17 protein-coding genes and 1 rRNA gene are annotated in these 16,986 nt (G+C 55.0%); 16 read left to right on the top strand and 2 right to left on the bottom strand.

Annotated elements, in window-relative coordinates; all coding sequences use genetic code 11:
• Nucleotides 1-89: 89 nt before the first annotated feature.
• The 7 genes from sigY to GT003_RS13065 all read left to right on the top strand — a co-directional run bounded on the left by sigY (nt 90) and on the right by GT003_RS13065 (nt 3,664).
• Complete coding sequence (gene sigY, locus GT003_RS13095) at nt 90-641, top strand: RNA polymerase sigma factor SigY (protein ID WP_161698367.1); 552 nt, start codon at nt 90-92, stop codon at nt 639-641.
• Nucleotides 628-975, top strand: a complete 348-nt coding sequence (locus tag GT003_RS13090; RefSeq protein ID WP_161698364.1) for a YxlC family protein — start codon at nt 628-630, stop codon at nt 973-975. The genes sigY and GT003_RS13090 overlap by 14 nt, the downstream gene beginning before the upstream one ends.
• Nucleotides 972-1,193, top strand: coding sequence for a hypothetical protein (locus GT003_RS13085; protein ID WP_161698362.1), 222 nt, complete (start codon nt 972-974; stop codon nt 1,191-1,193). The genes GT003_RS13090 and GT003_RS13085 overlap by 4 nt, the downstream gene beginning before the upstream one ends.
• Nucleotides 1,194-1,211: 18 nt before the next feature.
• A complete protein-coding gene (locus tag GT003_RS13080; protein ID WP_161698360.1) occupies nt 1,212-1,415 on the top strand; it encodes a PLD nuclease N-terminal domain-containing protein in 204 nt (67 codons plus the stop codon).
• Nucleotides 1,412-2,407: an ABC transporter ATP-binding protein gene (locus tag GT003_RS13075; protein WP_161698358.1), complete on the top strand. Its 996-nt coding sequence runs from the start codon at nt 1,412-1,414 to the stop codon at nt 2,405-2,407. Before GT003_RS13080 ends, GT003_RS13075 begins: the two co-directional genes overlap by 4 nt.
• Complete coding sequence (locus GT003_RS13070) at nt 2,404-3,186, top strand: ABC transporter permease (RefSeq protein ID WP_161698356.1); 783 nt, start codon at nt 2,404-2,406, stop codon at nt 3,184-3,186. The genes GT003_RS13075 and GT003_RS13070 overlap by 4 nt, the downstream gene beginning before the upstream one ends.
• 97 nt (nt 3,187-3,283) lie before the next feature.
• Complete coding sequence (locus GT003_RS13065; RefSeq protein WP_161698354.1) at nt 3,284-3,664, top strand: ATPase; 381 nt, start codon at nt 3,284-3,286, stop codon at nt 3,662-3,664.
• Between the two features lie 175 nt (nt 3,665-3,839).
• Here GT003_RS13065 and GT003_RS13060 read toward each other — a convergent pair whose 3' ends face one another.
• Nucleotides 3,840-4,703, bottom strand: coding sequence for a hypothetical protein (locus GT003_RS13060; RefSeq protein ID WP_161698352.1), 864 nt, complete (start codon nt 4,701-4,703; stop codon nt 3,840-3,842).
• Nucleotides 4,704-4,995: 292 nt separating this feature from the next.
• Here GT003_RS13060 and GT003_RS32250 point away from each other — a divergent pair, with 292 nt between their 5' ends.
• From GT003_RS32250 to GT003_RS13025, 7 genes are all read left to right on the top strand, one after another.
• Nucleotides 4,996-7,038 (top strand): S-layer homology domain-containing protein, encoded by a 2,043-nt coding sequence (locus GT003_RS32250; RefSeq protein WP_204798897.1) that lies wholly within the window; start codon nt 4,996-4,998, stop codon nt 7,036-7,038.
• Nucleotides 7,039-7,224: 186 nt separating this feature from the next.
• Nucleotides 7,225-7,512, top strand: coding sequence for an Asp-tRNA(Asn)/Glu-tRNA(Gln) amidotransferase subunit GatC (gene gatC / locus GT003_RS13050; protein WP_161698349.1), 288 nt, complete (start codon nt 7,225-7,227; stop codon nt 7,510-7,512).
• 35 nt (nt 7,513-7,547) lie between these two features.
• Nucleotides 7,548-9,005, top strand: a complete 1,458-nt coding sequence (gatA, locus tag GT003_RS13045) for an Asp-tRNA(Asn)/Glu-tRNA(Gln) amidotransferase subunit GatA (protein WP_161698347.1) — start codon at nt 7,548-7,550, stop codon at nt 9,003-9,005.
• A 31-nt stretch (nt 9,006-9,036) separates the two neighbouring features.
• The gene (gene gatB, locus GT003_RS13040; RefSeq protein WP_161698345.1) at nt 9,037-10,479 is read left to right on the top strand and encodes an Asp-tRNA(Asn)/Glu-tRNA(Gln) amidotransferase subunit GatB; all 1,443 of its coding nucleotides are present in this window, start codon (nt 9,037-9,039) and stop codon (nt 10,477-10,479) included.
• Between the two features lie 118 nt (nt 10,480-10,597).
• Entirely contained in the window at nt 10,598-12,529 is a 1,932-nt protein-coding gene (locus GT003_RS13035) for a DUF4097 family beta strand repeat-containing protein (RefSeq protein ID WP_161698343.1), read from the top strand.
• An 81-nt stretch (nt 12,530-12,610) separates the two neighbouring features.
• A complete protein-coding gene (locus GT003_RS13030) occupies nt 12,611-13,048 on the top strand; it encodes a Fur family transcriptional regulator (protein ID WP_161698341.1) in 438 nt (145 codons plus the stop codon).
• A 224-nt stretch (nt 13,049-13,272) separates the two neighbouring features.
• Nucleotides 13,273-15,000 carry a glycosyl hydrolase family 18 protein gene (locus tag GT003_RS13025; RefSeq protein WP_161698339.1) on the top strand — a complete coding sequence of 576 codons (1,728 nt, stop codon included), beginning with the start codon at nt 13,273-13,275 and terminating at the stop codon, nt 14,998-15,000.
• A 98-nt stretch (nt 15,001-15,098) separates the two neighbouring features.
• Here GT003_RS13025 and GT003_RS13020 read toward each other — a convergent pair whose 3' ends face one another.
• A complete protein-coding gene (locus GT003_RS13020; protein WP_161698337.1) occupies nt 15,099-15,473 on the bottom strand; it encodes a YgzB family protein in 375 nt (124 codons plus the stop codon).
• Nucleotides 15,474-15,613: 140 nt separating this feature from the next.
• Between GT003_RS13020 and GT003_RS13015 the strand changes: the two genes are divergently transcribed.
• Nucleotides 15,614-16,480: a nucleotidyltransferase-like protein gene (locus GT003_RS13015; RefSeq protein ID WP_338045911.1), complete on the top strand. Its 867-nt coding sequence runs from the start codon at nt 15,614-15,616 to the stop codon at nt 16,478-16,480.
• A gap of 361 nt (nt 16,481-16,841) precedes the next feature.
• Nucleotides 16,842-16,986, top strand: a 16S ribosomal RNA gene (locus tag GT003_RS13010); the annotation flags it as partial.

The raw sequence follows: 16,986 nt of genomic DNA, 5'->3' as shown, positions 1-16,986 counted from the left end.
AATGACAACATTTGCAAAATGAACAAAACGGCCATCTCCGCCGTCAAACAACCGATAACAACATCAAACCTGCGAAAAGGAGCCCGGACATGAGCAGCGCTGAACCTCATCCCGATGAAGAACGATTAATCGCGCGAGCGGTCCGCGGCGACGATCAGGCACTGGCGGACTTGCTTAGGCATCATTACGCGTTTCTTTATCGGTATATGCTGAAAATCACGATGAACAAGCCGATGGCGGAAGATTTGGTGCAGGACACCATGCTGAAGGCGATCGAGCGAATCGGCGGCTTCGAGAGCAGAAGCAAATTGTCGACGTGGCTGATTTCGGTCGGCACGCGGCTCTATATCGATGAGATGCGCAAGGCGCAGCGATCTCGGAGATGGCAGTCGGAGGAACAGGCGCTTCAGGGGATTCGGTTTCAAGCCGCGCTTCAGCAGCAGGAATGGCCGGATGCGCTCGAAGCGCTCGGCGGGCTTCAGTACGAGCAGCGCGTTCCGATCCTCCTGAAATATTATTACGGCTACGCGTACGAGGAAATCGCCGACTGGATGAACATCCCCGTCGGAACCGTAAAATCCAGGCTGCACAACGGATTAGGCAAGCTGAGAAAGGAGCTGAAGACCGATGAAGAAACGTGAAGGCGACATCGAACGGGAGCAGGAGCAATTCTTCAATGATCGACTAAAGGGGCATTTGGAACAATGGGATTCGTCTATCGTGCCGCCTCCCGTGCATGAGGAAGCTTTCGCGCGACTGGTGCGCGAGGGGAAGGAAGAGCTGCGCGGCCGGCGGCGGGCGGAGCGTTATTTATTTTGGCTGGTCAGTGCGTTCGTGCTCGGCGGGATGCTGCTGCTATGGCAGAGCAGCTACGTATTCTTCGCCATCCTTCAGGCATTCGCCTTCGCCGGAGCAGGCATTTTCCTGATCGTCGGCTTCTTCCGGTCAAACAGAGCGAGGAGGCATCAACGATGACAGCGGGGGAGATAGCGATTCTCATCGGCGCCGCCATCGTCTTGCTCTGCCAATCCAATTGGTTGTTCGCGGATGCCCGCAAGCACAGCCGCTATCCATGGTTTTGGGGACTATGGGGCCTTGTTCAATGCCCGATGCCCCTGCTGTTCTACTGGCTGATCGTGCGGCGCCCGGCGAATGCGAAGAAAGGGCTTGGGGATGAGAGTAAACATAAATGAACGAGGGAGGTACGCAGCATGGATCAACTTTCGACAGGGCAGCTGATTTCCATCATCCTGCCGCTTGCTATTATCGAACTTGCACTTATCATCTCGGCGATCGTCGCTTGCGTGAGGGCGGAGCGGACCCATGGTCCGAAGTGGATGTGGATTTTAATCATTATCGTCTTTAATATCGTCGGGTCGATCGTGTTTTTCTTATTCGGGAGAAAGCAGTCATGAGCATCGCCCCTAAGCAGGCTAAGCCTGCAGATGCAAGGACGTCTACCGAGCCGCAAGAGGCCTTTGTCCGCTTCCGCGGCGTCTCCAAAAGCTTCGGCGCGCTGCAGTCCCTGCGGCAGATCGACTTGGCGCTGTACGAAGGCCGCTGCGCCGCGCTGCTCGGTCCGAACGGGGCGGGCAAGACGACGCTGATCCGGATCGTGACCGGCTTGCTCGCGCCGACATCGGGCAGCGTCCGATTCCAAGGTTTGGCGCCCGGAGCGGATCCGCGCGCGCTCATCGGTTATTTGCCGCAGCACCCGGCCTTTTACGGATGGATGAGCGGCAGCGAGTTCGTGCGCTATGCCGGCCGGCTTTGCGGATTGTCCAAGCGGGAGGCCGCCGCGCGCGGGACGGAGCTGCTTGAGCGCGTCGGCCTTGGCGCCGCGGCGGGCAAACGCCGGATTGGCGGCTATTCCGGCGGCATGAAGCAGCGGCTCGGTTTGGCGCAGGCGCTCATGCACCGTCCGAAGCTGCTCGTTCTTGACGAGCCCGTGTCCGCGCTCGATCCCGTCGGCAGACGCGACGTGATGGATCTGCTTCGGGAACTGAAGCAGGAGACGACGATTCTGTTTTCGACGCATGTGCTGCATGACGCGGAGGAACTGTGCGATGACGTCATCCTGCTGCAAGAAGGCGGAATTTCGATCAGCGGCGCCATCGGCGACATACGCGGACTTCATCGTACGCCTGCCCTGACGTTGGAAGTGGAAGACAATCGCCCGGCGCGGATGCAGCTTGGCGAGTGGCTGAGCGGGCTCTCGCATCCTTCCATTGCGTCTGCGGCGCTGCTCCCCGGCGAATACGCCGTCAAGCTGCAGGTGCGCGACGCGGACGAAGCGAGGATCTACGTGCTCCGGCAAGTACTGGAGCGCGGCTTGCCGCTGGCGAAGCTCGAGATCGGCCATGCCTCGCTGGAGGACATTTTTTTGAAGGCGGTGGACGCGCCATGAGACAATGGACGGTCATGTACCGGAAGGAGTGGCTGGAGCTGCTCCGTACGTATAAATTGCTCTGGGTACCGCTTGCGTTCGTCTTGCTCAGCGCCATGCAGCCCGTGTCGACGTATTTTCTGCCCGACATTCTTGCCCATGCGGGGAATTTGCCGGAAGGAGCGGTCATCTCGATCCCCGTCCCGACCGCGGAAGAGGTGATGGCGCAGACGCTGCAGCAGCTCAACGTGTTTGGGCTGCTGATACTGGCTTTATCCTCGATGAACGTCATATCTGCCGAACGGACCGGCGGCATGACGGCTATGATTCTCGTGAAGCCGGTTTCTTTCCGCGGCTTCGTCGCTTCCAAGTGGGCAGCGCAGTTGACGCTCGTCACCATCGCATTCGCGGGCGGCTTCGGAGCGGCCTATTATTATACGAGCGTCTTGTTTCGAACCCCGGATTGGCACCGCAGCTTGATTGCTATCGCACTCTATTGGCTGTGGCTCGTCCTGGCGGGAGCGCTGACGCTCGCGTTCAGCGCGCTTCTGCGAAGCGGCGCGGCTGCGGCGGTCTGTTCGCTTGCTTTGCTCGCGGCGCTTTCCGTAACGGCGGGGCTGCTTCCGGATGCGCTGTCCGCGAGTCCCGGCATGCTTCCGAAGCTGGCTTCGGCCCAGTTTCTCGATCCCGCGGCGGGCAAGTTTTGGCCGGTTACGGTCAGCACGTTAGGCGTCTTGGCGGCAGCGATGGAGACAGCCGCTTTCGCGCTGCGCAAACGGCCGACGCTTCTATCCTCGTAGCCCGGCGCTCTATTGGACTTCCTTCTAATTTTTTAGTAGGATAGAATTATAGAGCAACGGAGTAACGGCTATTGCGTGACAGGAGCTGACAAATAACGTGTTTAAATTAGGTCAACGTATCGTGATCATGTCTGATATATTCGAACAAAATCTCCCGATCGGGGAGTATGGCTATATTATTGCGTATGATCGGAACGCCGATAATGCTTTCGATTACGTTATTCGCGTGCCGAAGGCGAATCGGAATTTCTACGTGCCTTCCGTCGACGTCGAGCTGGAGGAAGTGCTGATCAAGCTGGAAGTCGACAAGCTGGAACGCGAAGCGCTGATCGATTTCGCGCTCGCTACGCATAATGAGGAACTGTTTCTCCGGATCATGAACGGGGAGCAGGAATCGACGGAAGAAGAGAGCGGCAGCAGCGAGCCGCAGTCGCAAGAGGACTTCATGCGCCAAGTGCGCTTGAAGGCATGGATCTGACCGCAGCGCAGCATGGGCTGCATTGTGCCTCGTACCGACAGGACGACTAGCTATCATTCATTGGGCAAGCAGAAGCCTCCTCCCCGAATCGGGAAGGAGGCTTCTTTGCTGCTCATGAGATCCTAGAGGGACTTTGCGTAAACCTCGCTTAAGATAATGTGCCGACTTCGAGCGCCTATACGCCGCTGCCGTCGGCACTTCCGGCGTTCGAAGCCGCCCCGGCTTCGGAGGAAGCTCCAGATGCGCCTTCTTGGATGCGCATGTGTCCGCCTTTGCGTCCTTCCGGCCCTTTGCCGCCTACGCCCATCGGCCCTTTGCCGTTAACGAGTTTTTCTGCGATGCTTGACGCGTCCGCGGTCAATTTATCCGCCTGCTCCTGCGTCAATTTGCCTGCCTTGACAGCCGCGGCTTGGCTGTCTGCGATTGCCTGCTTGACGGAATCGATGATAGTCTGCGCATCTACGCCTTTTTCTTTGGCGATGTCCGCGATCGACTTGCCCGCAGCCTGCTGCGTTCTCAGCTCATCCGCGCTAAGGCCGAGCAGTTTGGCCGTTGCCGTCAGGTCCAGGCTGCCGGAGGAGAGAAAGAAGCCTCTCTTGCCCTCGAAGCCTTTGCCTTTTCCGGGACCTTGGTCGAATTTCATTTGGCCGTCGACCGTTTTGTCCAGATTATCGGCGAAGGCTTGCTTCTCTTCGGCTTGCCGCTTGGCGAACGCGTCCGTCATGGCGGCTTTCAGCGCGTCGCGCGTGACGCCTTGCTCTTCCGCTATTTGCGCCAGCGTTTTACCCGCAGCCAGTTTTTCCTTCAAGGCTGCCGCGTCGAGCTTCAACAGGTCCAGCACCTCTTGACTGACCGGGTTGCCTCTCATGCCTTCCCGCTGAATCTTTTTCGGTGCGTCCGCCGTTCCTTTCTCGGTCGTTACCGAGCTACTCTTTTCGCCCGCTGCCGTCGAGCTCGCTGCCGCGTATGCGCTGATTGGTATCATGACGGCAAGCGCCGCCCCGATCGTCAGCGTCTTCATCGTTTTGCTCATGTTCATGCTTATTACCTCCAGTGGTTGGATTCGTTGAAACTGGTTACATGTCCCAGTATGTACAGCCAACCTTAAATCAAGCTTAAATTGGTTTAAGCGTTCCATTAGGTCCGTATGAAATTTCTCTTCACATTGAAGCTTGCCGGCAGAAGTCTATGTATTTCCATGGATTGTTATTTGAATTAGTTCTTTAGTCTCCCTGGGGAAAATCCGATATAAAGCATGACTACCTTGCGTGCGCTATCGTGCCGAATGGGTTTTATTATGTGGAACTATCGAAACGAGGGGGAGTAAGGACATGAAAACGTTAAAATGGACGGGCGCGCTGCTGCTTGGGCTGACCGTCGGAGCTTCGTTCGCGGCCGAGGCCAGCGCGAAGACGTCTGCGGATTTCACGGATTTGAAAGACTTGGACGCGGCAACGAAAGCCAAATTCGATGCGATGATCAACGCCGGCATTTTCGACGGGGTCTCGGACACGACGTTCGGACTAAAGGACGAAATGAACCGGGCGCAATTCGCCAAGGTCGCCGCTCTGATTACGGGACTCGAGGTAAACAAGGATTTGAAAACCTCCAGCTTCACGGACGTAAAGGCGGATGATATCGCGAACGGTTACGCGCTTCCTTACATCGAAGCCCTGAAGGCAGCGGGAATTACGGACGGCTACGGGGAAGGCACGTACAACCCGGCCGGCAAGGTGACCAAGGAACAACTGGCGACCTTCCTTGTTCGCACCCTGGGCATGGATAAAGATGCGAAGTCTACTGCGCCAGTCAACGATCAGTCTGTTTCAGATTGGGCGAAAGGGTATGTGGCGCTCGCGCTCGATCTGAAGCTGATGGGCGGAGGCACGGACGGAACCTTCGGCGGCAAATCGAACGCGACGCGCGATCTGCTCGTCACGGGATCGTACGAGAGCGCGCAGACGCTGGAAGTAAAAAAACCGCTCGCGGTATCCGGAGCGGAATTCGCGGCCGGCAACAAACTGGAGCTGACGTCGACGACGGCGCTCGACGAATCTTCGATCGACCTGTCCAAGATTACGGTCAACGGCGTCGCGTTGGATCCGAAGAAGGACAGCTTCAAGCTTTCCGACGACAAGAAGACGATCATCATCACGCTGCACGACGGCTTTACGCTGGACAATACCAAGACTCCAGTAATCGAAGCGACGGGCTTGAAGTCGTTGTACGGCAACGAAATCAAGAAAGACGCGGACAAGCCGGTTCCGGTTAAAGTGACCGAGGCGCCGCCCGCCCCGCCGGCGCCGCCTGTGAACACGGGCTCGAATTCGAATACGAACACGCCTCCGCCGTCGTCGAACACGCCGACGCTGACGATCGACAAGGAGCATGCGGTTGCGAGTGCGACCGGCGTTACGTTCAACGTTACGACCAATCTCTCAAAGTCATCGGATACCGTATATTATGCCATCGTTCCAGGTGCCGCCAAGGACGTGGACGCAGCGGAGCTCGTGCCGCCTGTTAGCCTTTCGGACTACGTACAATCCGGATCCCAGAGTTACACGGAACCGACGATGGAGATCGAAATCGGCGATAATTACGACATGTATCTTGACCCCTCCACGGAGTACACCATATACATGATTGCCAGGTCGGAAGGCATGAACTCGGCAGTTGCCAGCTACACGTTTACGACCGAGGAGGGTTTGCCCGATATTCCGTCACTCATTGCGCTAACCTCCGGTACGAGTCGCGAGTCAGGTGAGGAGACCGACTCCATTCATCTTGCCTTGGACGTCCAGCATGCGAATAAAGTCTATTATGTTTTGCTGCCGCAAGGACAAAATCCTTTAACGACGGATGAGATCAAGAATTTCAGCAATGATGCCTACTCGCACGGCGAAGTGCAGGTTACCAATCGCGCAGTGGATATTTCACTGGAAGGCTTGTTGAAGGATTCGACATACATTCTATATACGGTCGGTTCGAACGCTGAATACGACAGCGAATCCGCGCCGTATACGTTCTATCGGACTGACGGCATACTGACTTTCGAAGAATTCAGTTACGCGGACGGACAATTGACGCCTAACTATGACTCGGCGGACTACCAGTTCTATTATTGGACCTTGAACGATGTCAGCGATGGCGCGATCGCGCCAAGCGCGGATTACGTGATTAGCAAATCGATGCCGCACTTTATCGACGAATCGCACCCGTCCGTCACAATTAGTGGAGTGACGGGACCTACCCGCGTATACGGCGTCATTGTCGAAGACGTGCAGCGCTCGAACGTGGTCTCGATCGACATCGATGGCAATGTAGGAGGAGGTCCGTGGCAGGGGGGAGAAATTCCAACACCGTTCTTGCCTTAAGCCTATACGGACTAAAAAAAGAAATCATGCCATGCATTGGACCTGTCGAACAATCGGCAGGTTCTTTTCTTTCCCGCGAGAAGCACAGTGCTGCGTACTGCTGAATTGCATTGAGTTTGCTTGGATCCTTGCGTTATAATGGGTAGAATGTGTGCAAATTGGTTGGAAAGGACGGGACATGATACGATGAGCATCACGAGAACGGATGTTGAGCACGTGGCCAACCTGGCCCGGCTGGAGCTTTCCGAGCAAGAGAAGGAGCAGTTCGAAGGTCAGCTGAACGCGATCTTGAAATACGCGGAGAAGCTGAACGAGCTGCAAACCGACGACGTTGAACCGACAACCCATGTGCTGCCGGTCTACAATGTCATGCGGGATGACGCGATCCGCGAGTCCGTTTCGAACGAGACCGCGCTGCGCAATGCGCCCGAAGACGAAGACGGCCAGTTCAAAGTGCCGGCCGTATTGGAATAAATTCGCTCGCAAGGAAATGAAGGGAGGAACGGCTGTTGGCTCTATTCGATTTACGCCTTCAGGAAGTACATAATCAATTGAAGAAGAAAGAATTGTCGGTCGCCGATTTGGTGGACGCTTCCTATTCGCGCATCGCCGCGACGGATGATTCCATCAAAGCGTTTTTGACCTTGAACGAGGAGGGGGCCCGTGCTGCGGCTGCCGATCTGGACAAGGCGCTGGCCGAGGACGGCGAACAGGGTCTGCTGTTCGGCTTGCCTGCCGGAATCAAGGATAATATCGTTACCGAAGGCCTGCTCACGACATGCGCCAGCCAATTCCTGCGCAATTACGATCCGATCTACGACGCGACGGTTACGAAGAAGCTCAAGGCCGCGCAATCGGTCACGATCGGCAAACTGAACATGGACGAGTTTGCCATGGGCGGCTCCAACGAGAATTCGAGCTTCTATCCGACGCGCAACCCTTGGAATACGGATTACGTGCCGGGCGGCTCGAGCGGCGGTTCCGCGGCTTCCGTGGCGGCCGGACAAGTTTACTTCGCGCTCGGCTCCGATACCGGCGGTTCGATCCGCCAACCTGCAGCGTATTGCGGCATCGTCGGCCTGAAGCCGACCTACGGCCTCGTATCGCGCTTTGGCCTCGTGGCGTTTGCCTCGTCGCTCGACCAGATCGGTCCGCTGACGAAGAACGTCGAGGACTCGGCGTACGTGCTCCAATCGATCGCCGGCTACGATCCGAATGATTCCACGTCGGCGAACGTGGAGATTCCCGATTACGTCAGCGCGCTTACCGGCGACGTGAAGGGTCTGCGCATTGGCGTGCCGAAGGAATATTTGGGACAAGGCATCGACCCGAAAGTGAAAGAGGCGGTTCTGGCCGCCCTCAAACAATTCGAGAGCCTCGGCGCGACCTGGGAAGAAGTATCCCTGCCGCATACGGAATACGCGGTGGCGACGTACTATCTGCTGGCGTCCTCGGAAGCTTCCTCTAACCTTGCCCGTTTTGACGGCGTTCGTTACGGCGTTCGCGCGGACAATCCGGACAACTTGCTGGATCTCTACCGCAAATCGCGCAGCCAAGGCTTCGGCCCTGAAGTGAAACGGCGCATCATGCTCGGCACGTACGCGCTCAGCTCGGGCTACTACGACGCTTATTATTTGAAGGCTCAGAAGGTGCGCACGCTGATCAAGCAGGATTTCGACAACGTGTTCCAAAACTTCGATCTCATCATCGGGCCGACGGCGCCGACGACGGCTTTCCCGATCGGCGAGCAGGTCGGCGACCCGCTCACGATGTATTTGAACGATATTTGCACGATTCCGGTCAGCTTGGCGGGCGTGCCTGCCATCAGCGTGCCTTGCGGCTTCGCGGACGGACTGCCGGTCGGTCTGCAAATCATCGGCAAAGCGTTCGACGAGCGCACGGTGCTTCGCGCCGCGCATGCGTACGAGCAGCATACCGAGCATCACAAACAGCGTCCGCGGCTGTAGCGGGACGTTTAGGAAGCAGGAGGGCGAAACCATGTTTGAACCGAACAAATACGAAACGGTCGTCGGTCTGGAGGTGCACGTCGAGCTTCACACGAAGAGCAAAATCTTCTGCGGCTGCTCGACCTCCTTCGGCGCGCCGCCGAACTCCCATACATGTCCGGTCTGTCTCGGACACCCCGGCGTGCTGCCGGTCTTGAACCGCCAGGCGCTTGAATTCGCGATGAAAGCCGCAATGGCGCTCAACTGCCAAATCGCGGACGTCAGCAAATTCGACCGCAAAAATTACTTCTATCCGGATTCGCCGAAAGCCTATCAAATTTCCCAATTCGATAAGCCGGTCGGCGAACACGGCTGGATCGACATCGAAGTGAACGGCCGGACGAAGCGCATCGGCATCACGCGCCTTCATTTGGAAGAGGATGCCGGCAAGCTTACGCACATCGACGGCGGATTCGGTTCCCTCGTCGACTTCAACCGCGTCGGAACGCCGCTCGTGGAGATAGTTTCGGAGCCGGACATCCGTTCCCCGGAGGAAGCGAAAGCTTACCTCGAGAAATTAAAAGCCATCATGCTCTACTGCGACGTGTCGGACGTTAAGATGGAAGAGGGTTCGCTGCGCTGCGACGCCAACATCAGTATCCGTCCGTACGATCAGGAACAGTTCGGTACCCGCGCGGAGCTCAAGAACATGAACTCCTTCCGCGGCGTGCAGCGCGGCTTGGAATACGAAGAGATGCGCCAAGCCGATATTCTCGACAGCGGCGGCAAGGTCGTCCAGGAGACGCGCCGCTGGGATGAGACGCAAGGCAAGACGTTCACGATGCGCAGCAAGGAAGAAGCGCATGATTACCGTTACTTCCCGGATCCGGATCTCGTACAAATTCACATCGACGACGAGTGGAAGGCCCGCGTTCGCGCGTCCATTCCGGAGCTGCCGGATGCCCGTAAAGCCCGGTATACGGCCGAGTTCGGCCTGCCTTCCTACGACGCGGAAGTCATCACGGCTTCCAAGAAGCTGGCCGATTTCTTCGAAGAGAGCCTGCAATACACCAAGGATGCCAAATCCGTGTCCAACTGGATCATGGGCGATTTGCTCGGCTATCTGAATGCCGGCGGTCTGGAGCTGGAGGACATCAAGCTGACGGGCCAGGGGCTTGGCGAGATGATCGGTCTCATGGAGAAGGGGACGATCAGCAGCAAGATCGCGAAGACCGTCTTCAAGGAGATGCTGGAGACCGGCAAGCGTCCGCAGCAAATCGTCGAGGAGCAGGGACTGGTCCAAATCAGCGACGAAGGCGCGATTGCCGAAGTCGTCGATCGGATCGTCAGCGCGAATCCGCAGTCCGTGGAAGATTTCAAAGCCGGCAAAGAGAAAGCCATCGGTTTCCTCGTCGGCCAAGTCATGAAAGAAACGAAGGGCAAAGCGAATCCGGCGCTGGTTAACAAGCTGCTGCTCGCGCGTCTGAACCAATAACCGCTTTTCTAAGCGAAGAGGAGAGAGGCATGTCCGTCGATAGGCGGTCATGCCTCTTTGCTGCATAGGGAATATGTTACAATACCGATAAAGACTGATTTACGACTGGAGGGGGCTTATGCGCGGGCAGTCAAGCATCAAAACATCCTTAGCGCCCTTGATCGCGTTTCTCATTCCCGGCGGCGGGCATATGCTGTTGGGTCGGCCTGCGGCAGGGCTGCTTCTCCTTCTCGGAACGTTGACCGATATCGCGGCCATCATTCGATTGGCCGATGAAAGCGGCGGACGATTTGCGCTGGTCATTATTTTTCTCGGGCTAGGCGTGCCTTGTTTTTGGTTTTACAGCGTGTTCGGCACGCTCCAGCTGGCCGCGAAACTTCGTCGGGAAGCACAGTTGGCCGAAACGGGCGAAGGCGGGCATAGCACGGGATGGATAGGGATTTTGCAAGGAATAGGCGCCATTGCCATGAGCTGCGTGCTGCTTGTTCTGGTGCAGACATCGTTGGATTTCTCGCCGGTGATCGAGAACTTCGCCGCGTATGCGCCAGGGCTGCTGCCTATTGCGCTCGCGCTTGTCATCCTGGGGAGGAGGAAGAATGCGATGTTCAAAATGGGACGCTTCACGGCTGCGGCCGTGCTCGTCGCAGTAGGCGGACTGCTGCTGTGGGATCAAATAAAAGGCCTCAACGATATCGCGCTTCTGGGGCAATGGTGGCCTGCGGCGTTCGTGCTGTTAGGCTTCGAGATCGTCATCTCCAGCGTCGTTTACCGACAAGCGGCCAAACGTCCGTCTTTCGATATCGGCGGCGCTTTCTTGGCAGCGCTCGTCGCGATTACGGCTTTTGCCGTGACGCAATACGCTGCCATGCCATTCCGGTGGCTGGACGAATTCAAAGTCAATTTAACCGGCACGAGCGGATTTGGCGAAGAAAAGGGTTTTCGCTACGTGAAGGATACGATACATCAGCCGCTGCTCCCGGAGACGACGGCTATTTCGATCAACAATACCAACGGCGACGTGACCATCAAGAAAGGCGAGGTCGACAGCGTCGTTGTGGAGACGGTCATGTGGGTCGATTCAGCCGACAAAACGGAAGCCGACGAAACGGCCGAGAAGTCCACGGTAGACGTGAACGGCGGAGAAAAAATCGAAATCAAGGCGCAAGGCCATCCATATGGTACTAACGGGGAACGCAAGCCGCGTATGAATATGATAGTCACCATCCCGGCTAATTCCGCATTCGGCATGGAAGCACAGCCTCCTTCATCCAATATGGGAATAGGAGCTGACTCGACACCAAACGTAAGTAATGCTGACTTAGATTCATCCGATTCATCCGATTCATCCGATTCATCCGATTCGGCAGATTCGGGCATGAACGGAAAAAAAACTGAAACCTCCGAGGATGAAGATACGTCTAATGAAGTAGAAGCACCGAAGACCGAGCTCTATATTGGCACCGTGAATGGCTCCGTTGATATGGCGAATCTTCATTTGTCCGGCGGATTGACCATTAAAGTGACGTCAGGCGAGATTGCGGTTCATGACATTGAAGGACCCGTCGATGCGGAAACGAAGAACGGCAGCATAACGGCATCCGCGATGCAAGGAAACGTAACCTTCAATACGTACAACGGCGATATAAAAGCATCGGACATTGACGGCAGCTTCGACGGATCCACGTTAAGCGGGAACATCGATTTGCAGCGCGTGTCCAAGGGTACGGATGCGGATACGAAGAATGGCCAGATCGGAATTAAAGAAGCGCAAGGAACCGTGAGGGCCGACACGCTGAACGGAGATATCAATGTATCGAGCAGCCTCGTTGGCGGCGACTGGGACATCGACAGTTCCATCGGCGAAATTCACGTTTGGATTCCCGAAGCGGGCGACTATTCGGTGAATGGGTCCGTGACGTTCGGAGACATATCAAGCGATTTGCCGATCGCGGTGAATAAGAAAACGATCCGTGGCAGCATCGGCATGGGCACTTACCGGATCAACATTGACGCCAATAGCAGCATCGCGGTAAATCGTTACAAGGCATAAAATGATTTCCGCTTTCATTGACAAATCGAAAACGATGCACGTACAATAGTTCTAAACTATTGCAGAAAGGACGTGTTGGGCATGGGTGCGACCGTGGAACAAGCTTTGGAGCAATTGAAAAGTACCGGCGTTCGTATGACCCCGCAGCGTCACGCTATTTTAAGTTTTCTCATGCACTCCATGACTCATCCGACTGCAGATGAAATTTATAAATCGCTCTCGCCTTCGTTTCCGAGCATGAGCGTGGCGACCATATACAACAACCTGCGGCTGTTTGTCGAGGCGGGATTAATCCGGGAACTCACCTACGGCGATGATTCCAGCCGATTCGATGCCGACTTATCCGAGCATTATCATGCGATTTGCCGAACTTGCGGCACGATCGTCGACTTCGACTATCCTCCTTTGACGGAAGTGGAGATCGCCGCTTCCAAGGAAACGGGTTTTCGAGTCGAGGGACATCGCATGGAAATCTACGGACAATGCGCAAGCTGCGCATCGAGGCATAAGGCAAACTAAACGATAACGACTTCGATCGATCGATAATGAATCGATCGATCGATAATGAATCGAATGAACGCGCAAGGGTTGAGGAAGCTCGCCATATGCGCGTTTTTTATTTGCCGTACTTTAGAGGCCCGAGTCGCTGACCAGCCGTACGGTACGGCTGCGAGGAGAGCTTAAGCTGCATGTTTTTTCTGTTTCGGGAATAGCATGTCTATATGAAAGGAGCGATTTACAACGTGGAAACGGTTCGATACCGACCTAGACGCCGCAGCGGCGGATGGCTGAAATGGCTCGTGATCGCATGCGGGTTGTCCGCTATGTTAGCGGTGATTTGGTTCGGCTGGCAGCGGTTTGAGCCGAACAATACGATTGTTGAACCGGATTATGGCGAAGACTATCCGTTGCTATATCATGGACAAGTCATACCGAAAGGCGCTTTAGTCGACGGTGAACAGGTGAGGATTCCGATATCGTTCATACAGGATCAGCTCGGGTTGAAGGAAGAAGTTTATTACGAAAGCAAAACAGGCTCGATCGTGCTTACGACATCCAACAAAGTTCTTCGCATGCAGACCAATACGCTCACGGCAAAGCTCAATAAATCGCCGTACCAGCTTCGGATTGCTGCTGAAGTCGTCGATAAGACCGCCTATATCCCAACGCAGCCTTTGCAAGAATTGTTTGGTCTCCAGGTGTCTTACAATCCCTCCAACCATATAGTTACGGTGCTCTCCGCGGGCGATGCGATTCAGCTCGGAGCCAAGAAGAAGGGGGAGCTGACGATTCGGCGCGGTCCGTCGATGAAGGAGCCGATATACGAACGCATCGCCGCGTCCAAGGAAGTCAGGATTTGGGGCGAACAAGAGAAATGGTATGTTGTTCAAAGCGCGGACGGGATTGTAGGTTACGCGGACAAGTCCTCCGTCGCCTTAACGAAGATGGAACAGATCAAGCCGTTGAAGGATGCACCGGTCTATCCGGCTTGGAAGGCGGTCGGATCCAAAATCAATCTGACTTGGGAAGCCGTCTATATGAAAGCGCCGAATCCGGACGTAATCAATAACTTAACCGGCGTCAACGTTGTATCTCCAACCTGGTTCGCGTTGGTTGACGGCAACGGCAGCATCCAGAGCAAAGCGGATAAGGCGTACGTCGACCGGGCGCATAAGCTTAACATGCAAGTGTGGGCGGTGTTCAGCAACAGCTTCGACCCCGATCTCACTACGAAAGCATTGGCCAGCGCAGAATCCCGATTGAAGATGATTCAGCAGTTGGCTGCGCTTGCGCAAATGTACAAGCTTCAAGGCATCAATCTTGATTTTGAAAATGTGTATACGGCAGACAAAGCCAACCTCGTGCAGTTTGTTCGCGAGTTGACGCCTTACATGCATGAGATGGGCGTCGTCGTATCGATCGACGTGACGCCGAAGTCGAACAGCGAGATGTGGTCCTTGTTCTTGGACCGTGCTGCACTCGGCAAGGTCGTCGACTATATGATGGTCATGGCATACGATGAGCATTGGGCGGCAAGCCCGATTTCGGGTTCCGTTGCTTCGCTGCCATGGACGGAGCAGTCGATCAAGAAAATTCTGACGGAAGACGGCGTACCGCCGGGCAAGCTCGTACTCGGCATGCCACTGTATACGCGTCAATGGACGGAGAAGAAGGATAAAGAAGGCAAGACCGTCGTCACCTCCAAGACGCTTGGCATGGAAGCCGTCCAGAAGCTTATCGCGCAACGAGGGCTGAAGCAGGTAATCGATGCGGAATCCGGACAAAGGTATGTGGAGTATACCGCGGACGGCGCTCTGCAGCGGATATGGATCGAGGATTCCTTATCGATGAAGGCGAGAGTCGCCTTAGTGAAGAAGTACAACTTGGCCGGCGCGGCAACCTGGCAGCGCCAATTCCAATCCGATGACATTTGGGGCATCATACATCAATCCCTGACGAAGCTTCCTTAATACCACAAACAAACGCCCTGCAGGCGGATATGCCGCCTGCAGGGCGTTTTGGCGTTAAAATCAATAGATTGTAATTACATGCTTACCCACTGCAAACACTAAGCCTGCGGTTGTATGTTCTCTTCAACCGACTCGGTTTCGTCGAGATCGGTCGCTTGCTTTGGATCGAGCGTCATTTTCGTTTTGCAGTACATGCATCGGTCCGTTTTGCCGAGCAGCTTCGTATGGCGGTTGCACTCCGGGCACACGAGGATCGTGGCGCTGGTGGAGAGCATGCCTGCCCAGAAGTAAACACCGACGCTGAGCAGCATCGCGATCATGCCAATAACCATAAAGATGGCAGCAAATACTTTACCGGCTTGTCCCCAGAAGACGATACCGGCTGTTCCCAATATCATTAGACCCATTCCGAATAGGGTGAAGAGCAGTCCCCATAACCGGAATTCATTGATTTTACTCGATTTTCCAAACATAATTTCAATCCTTTCTGGCAGTTCCCAGTTGTTTCTAAGACTTTAGGCAGGAAAACGGACGGACATTGTCGAACAAGAGAATAACAACTGCGAAATAATTATAGCTAAATGTAAGCATGAAAGCTATACGGGGGATTGACGTGGAGCATATAAAATCACATTTCAAAGCCGCATATGAGCATCAAGAAGGGCTCGTCAGCCTGGCGGCCATCGACAACCCGTTTCCTTATAATCCGCTGATCGACGGTCTGGACCTGCTTATAATTATCGTTACCGAACGCGAGAACCCGGCCAAAGGAACCGAGCACATTAGCTTTGACGGAGAACGCGTTCAGATTAGAACGGTCACGCCCGCGACGTTGGAACAATGGACACGAGGCGGCGAGAACCGGAGTATCATACAATGGCTTGCTCGGGGGGATATCCTGTTGGACCGAGACAATTATTTGGCGAATTTGCGCGACGGCTTGCTTTCGTTTCCACCGGTACTGCGCAGTCAGAAGGAATTGGTGGAGTTCGGGGGATTCATTCGTACGTATCTGCAGGCCAAACAGGATCTTCAGGACAATAACCTGCTCGATGCGTATAGCAACATACTAGCAGCGCTTAACCATTGGGCCCATATTGCTTTTATCGAGAAGGGCGTACATCCCGAGCTCGGCATCTGGCGTCAAATGCGACGGTTTAATCCAGGCATCTATAAACTCTACGAAGAGCTGACGGTTTCGCCGGAAACGCTGGAGAAGCGGGTGCAGCTCGTACTGCTCGCCTGTGAGTTCTCCGTCATGAGTAAAATGAAATCCTCTTGCGGGCTGCTGCTTTCGATCTTGGAGAGCAGGGAAGAACCATGGAGCATAATGGAGCTTCAACAGCATTCCATGCTCTCAGAGCTGCATATGGATTTGTCGCTTCTGCTGCAAAAGCTGGTCAAACGCGGATATGTGCGAGAAGTGGCCTACATGCCTACGGCCGGCGACATGGAAGTGCTGGAACTCCGGTATCATTAAGGTATAACGCATGCTCCCAAGCATGCGTTATTTATTTTATGAAGTGCTTGACGTGTATGCGGAGGATGTGATAAATTATTTATTACCGCCTTCGGGAAAACCCATATGGGTGAGAAGCTTGTAAGCAAGCAAGAAAAAGATTTCAAAAAAAGCTTGCAAGTGAATGACCGGATGTGATATATTAATCAAGTCGCCGCTGAGACATTGGGCGAACGACACACGAATTTGTTCCTTGAAAACTGAACAATGAGCGACCTGTCAAAAGGTCATTAAATGTAAGTCAGCGATGAGCTAACAAGCACATCCTTCAGTTGGAATGCTGCATTCAAAGCTTTGGCTTTGAACGCAAACCAATCCGACTTTTATGGAGAGTTTGATCCTGGCTCAGGACGAACGCTGGCGGCGTGCCTAATACATGCAAGTCGAGCGGAGTCATTCCTTCGGGGATGGCTTAGCGGCGGACGGGTGAGTAACACGTAGGCAACCTGCCTGGAAGACCGGGATAA

The organism is Paenibacillus sacheonensis (assembly GCF_009909195.1).
GTDB lineage: Bacteria > Bacillota > Bacilli > Paenibacillales > Paenibacillaceae > Paenibacillus_Z > Paenibacillus_Z sacheonensis.
The sequence above is the reverse complement of the archived record's forward strand: the minus strand, read 5'-3'. Positions and strand labels throughout refer to the sequence as shown.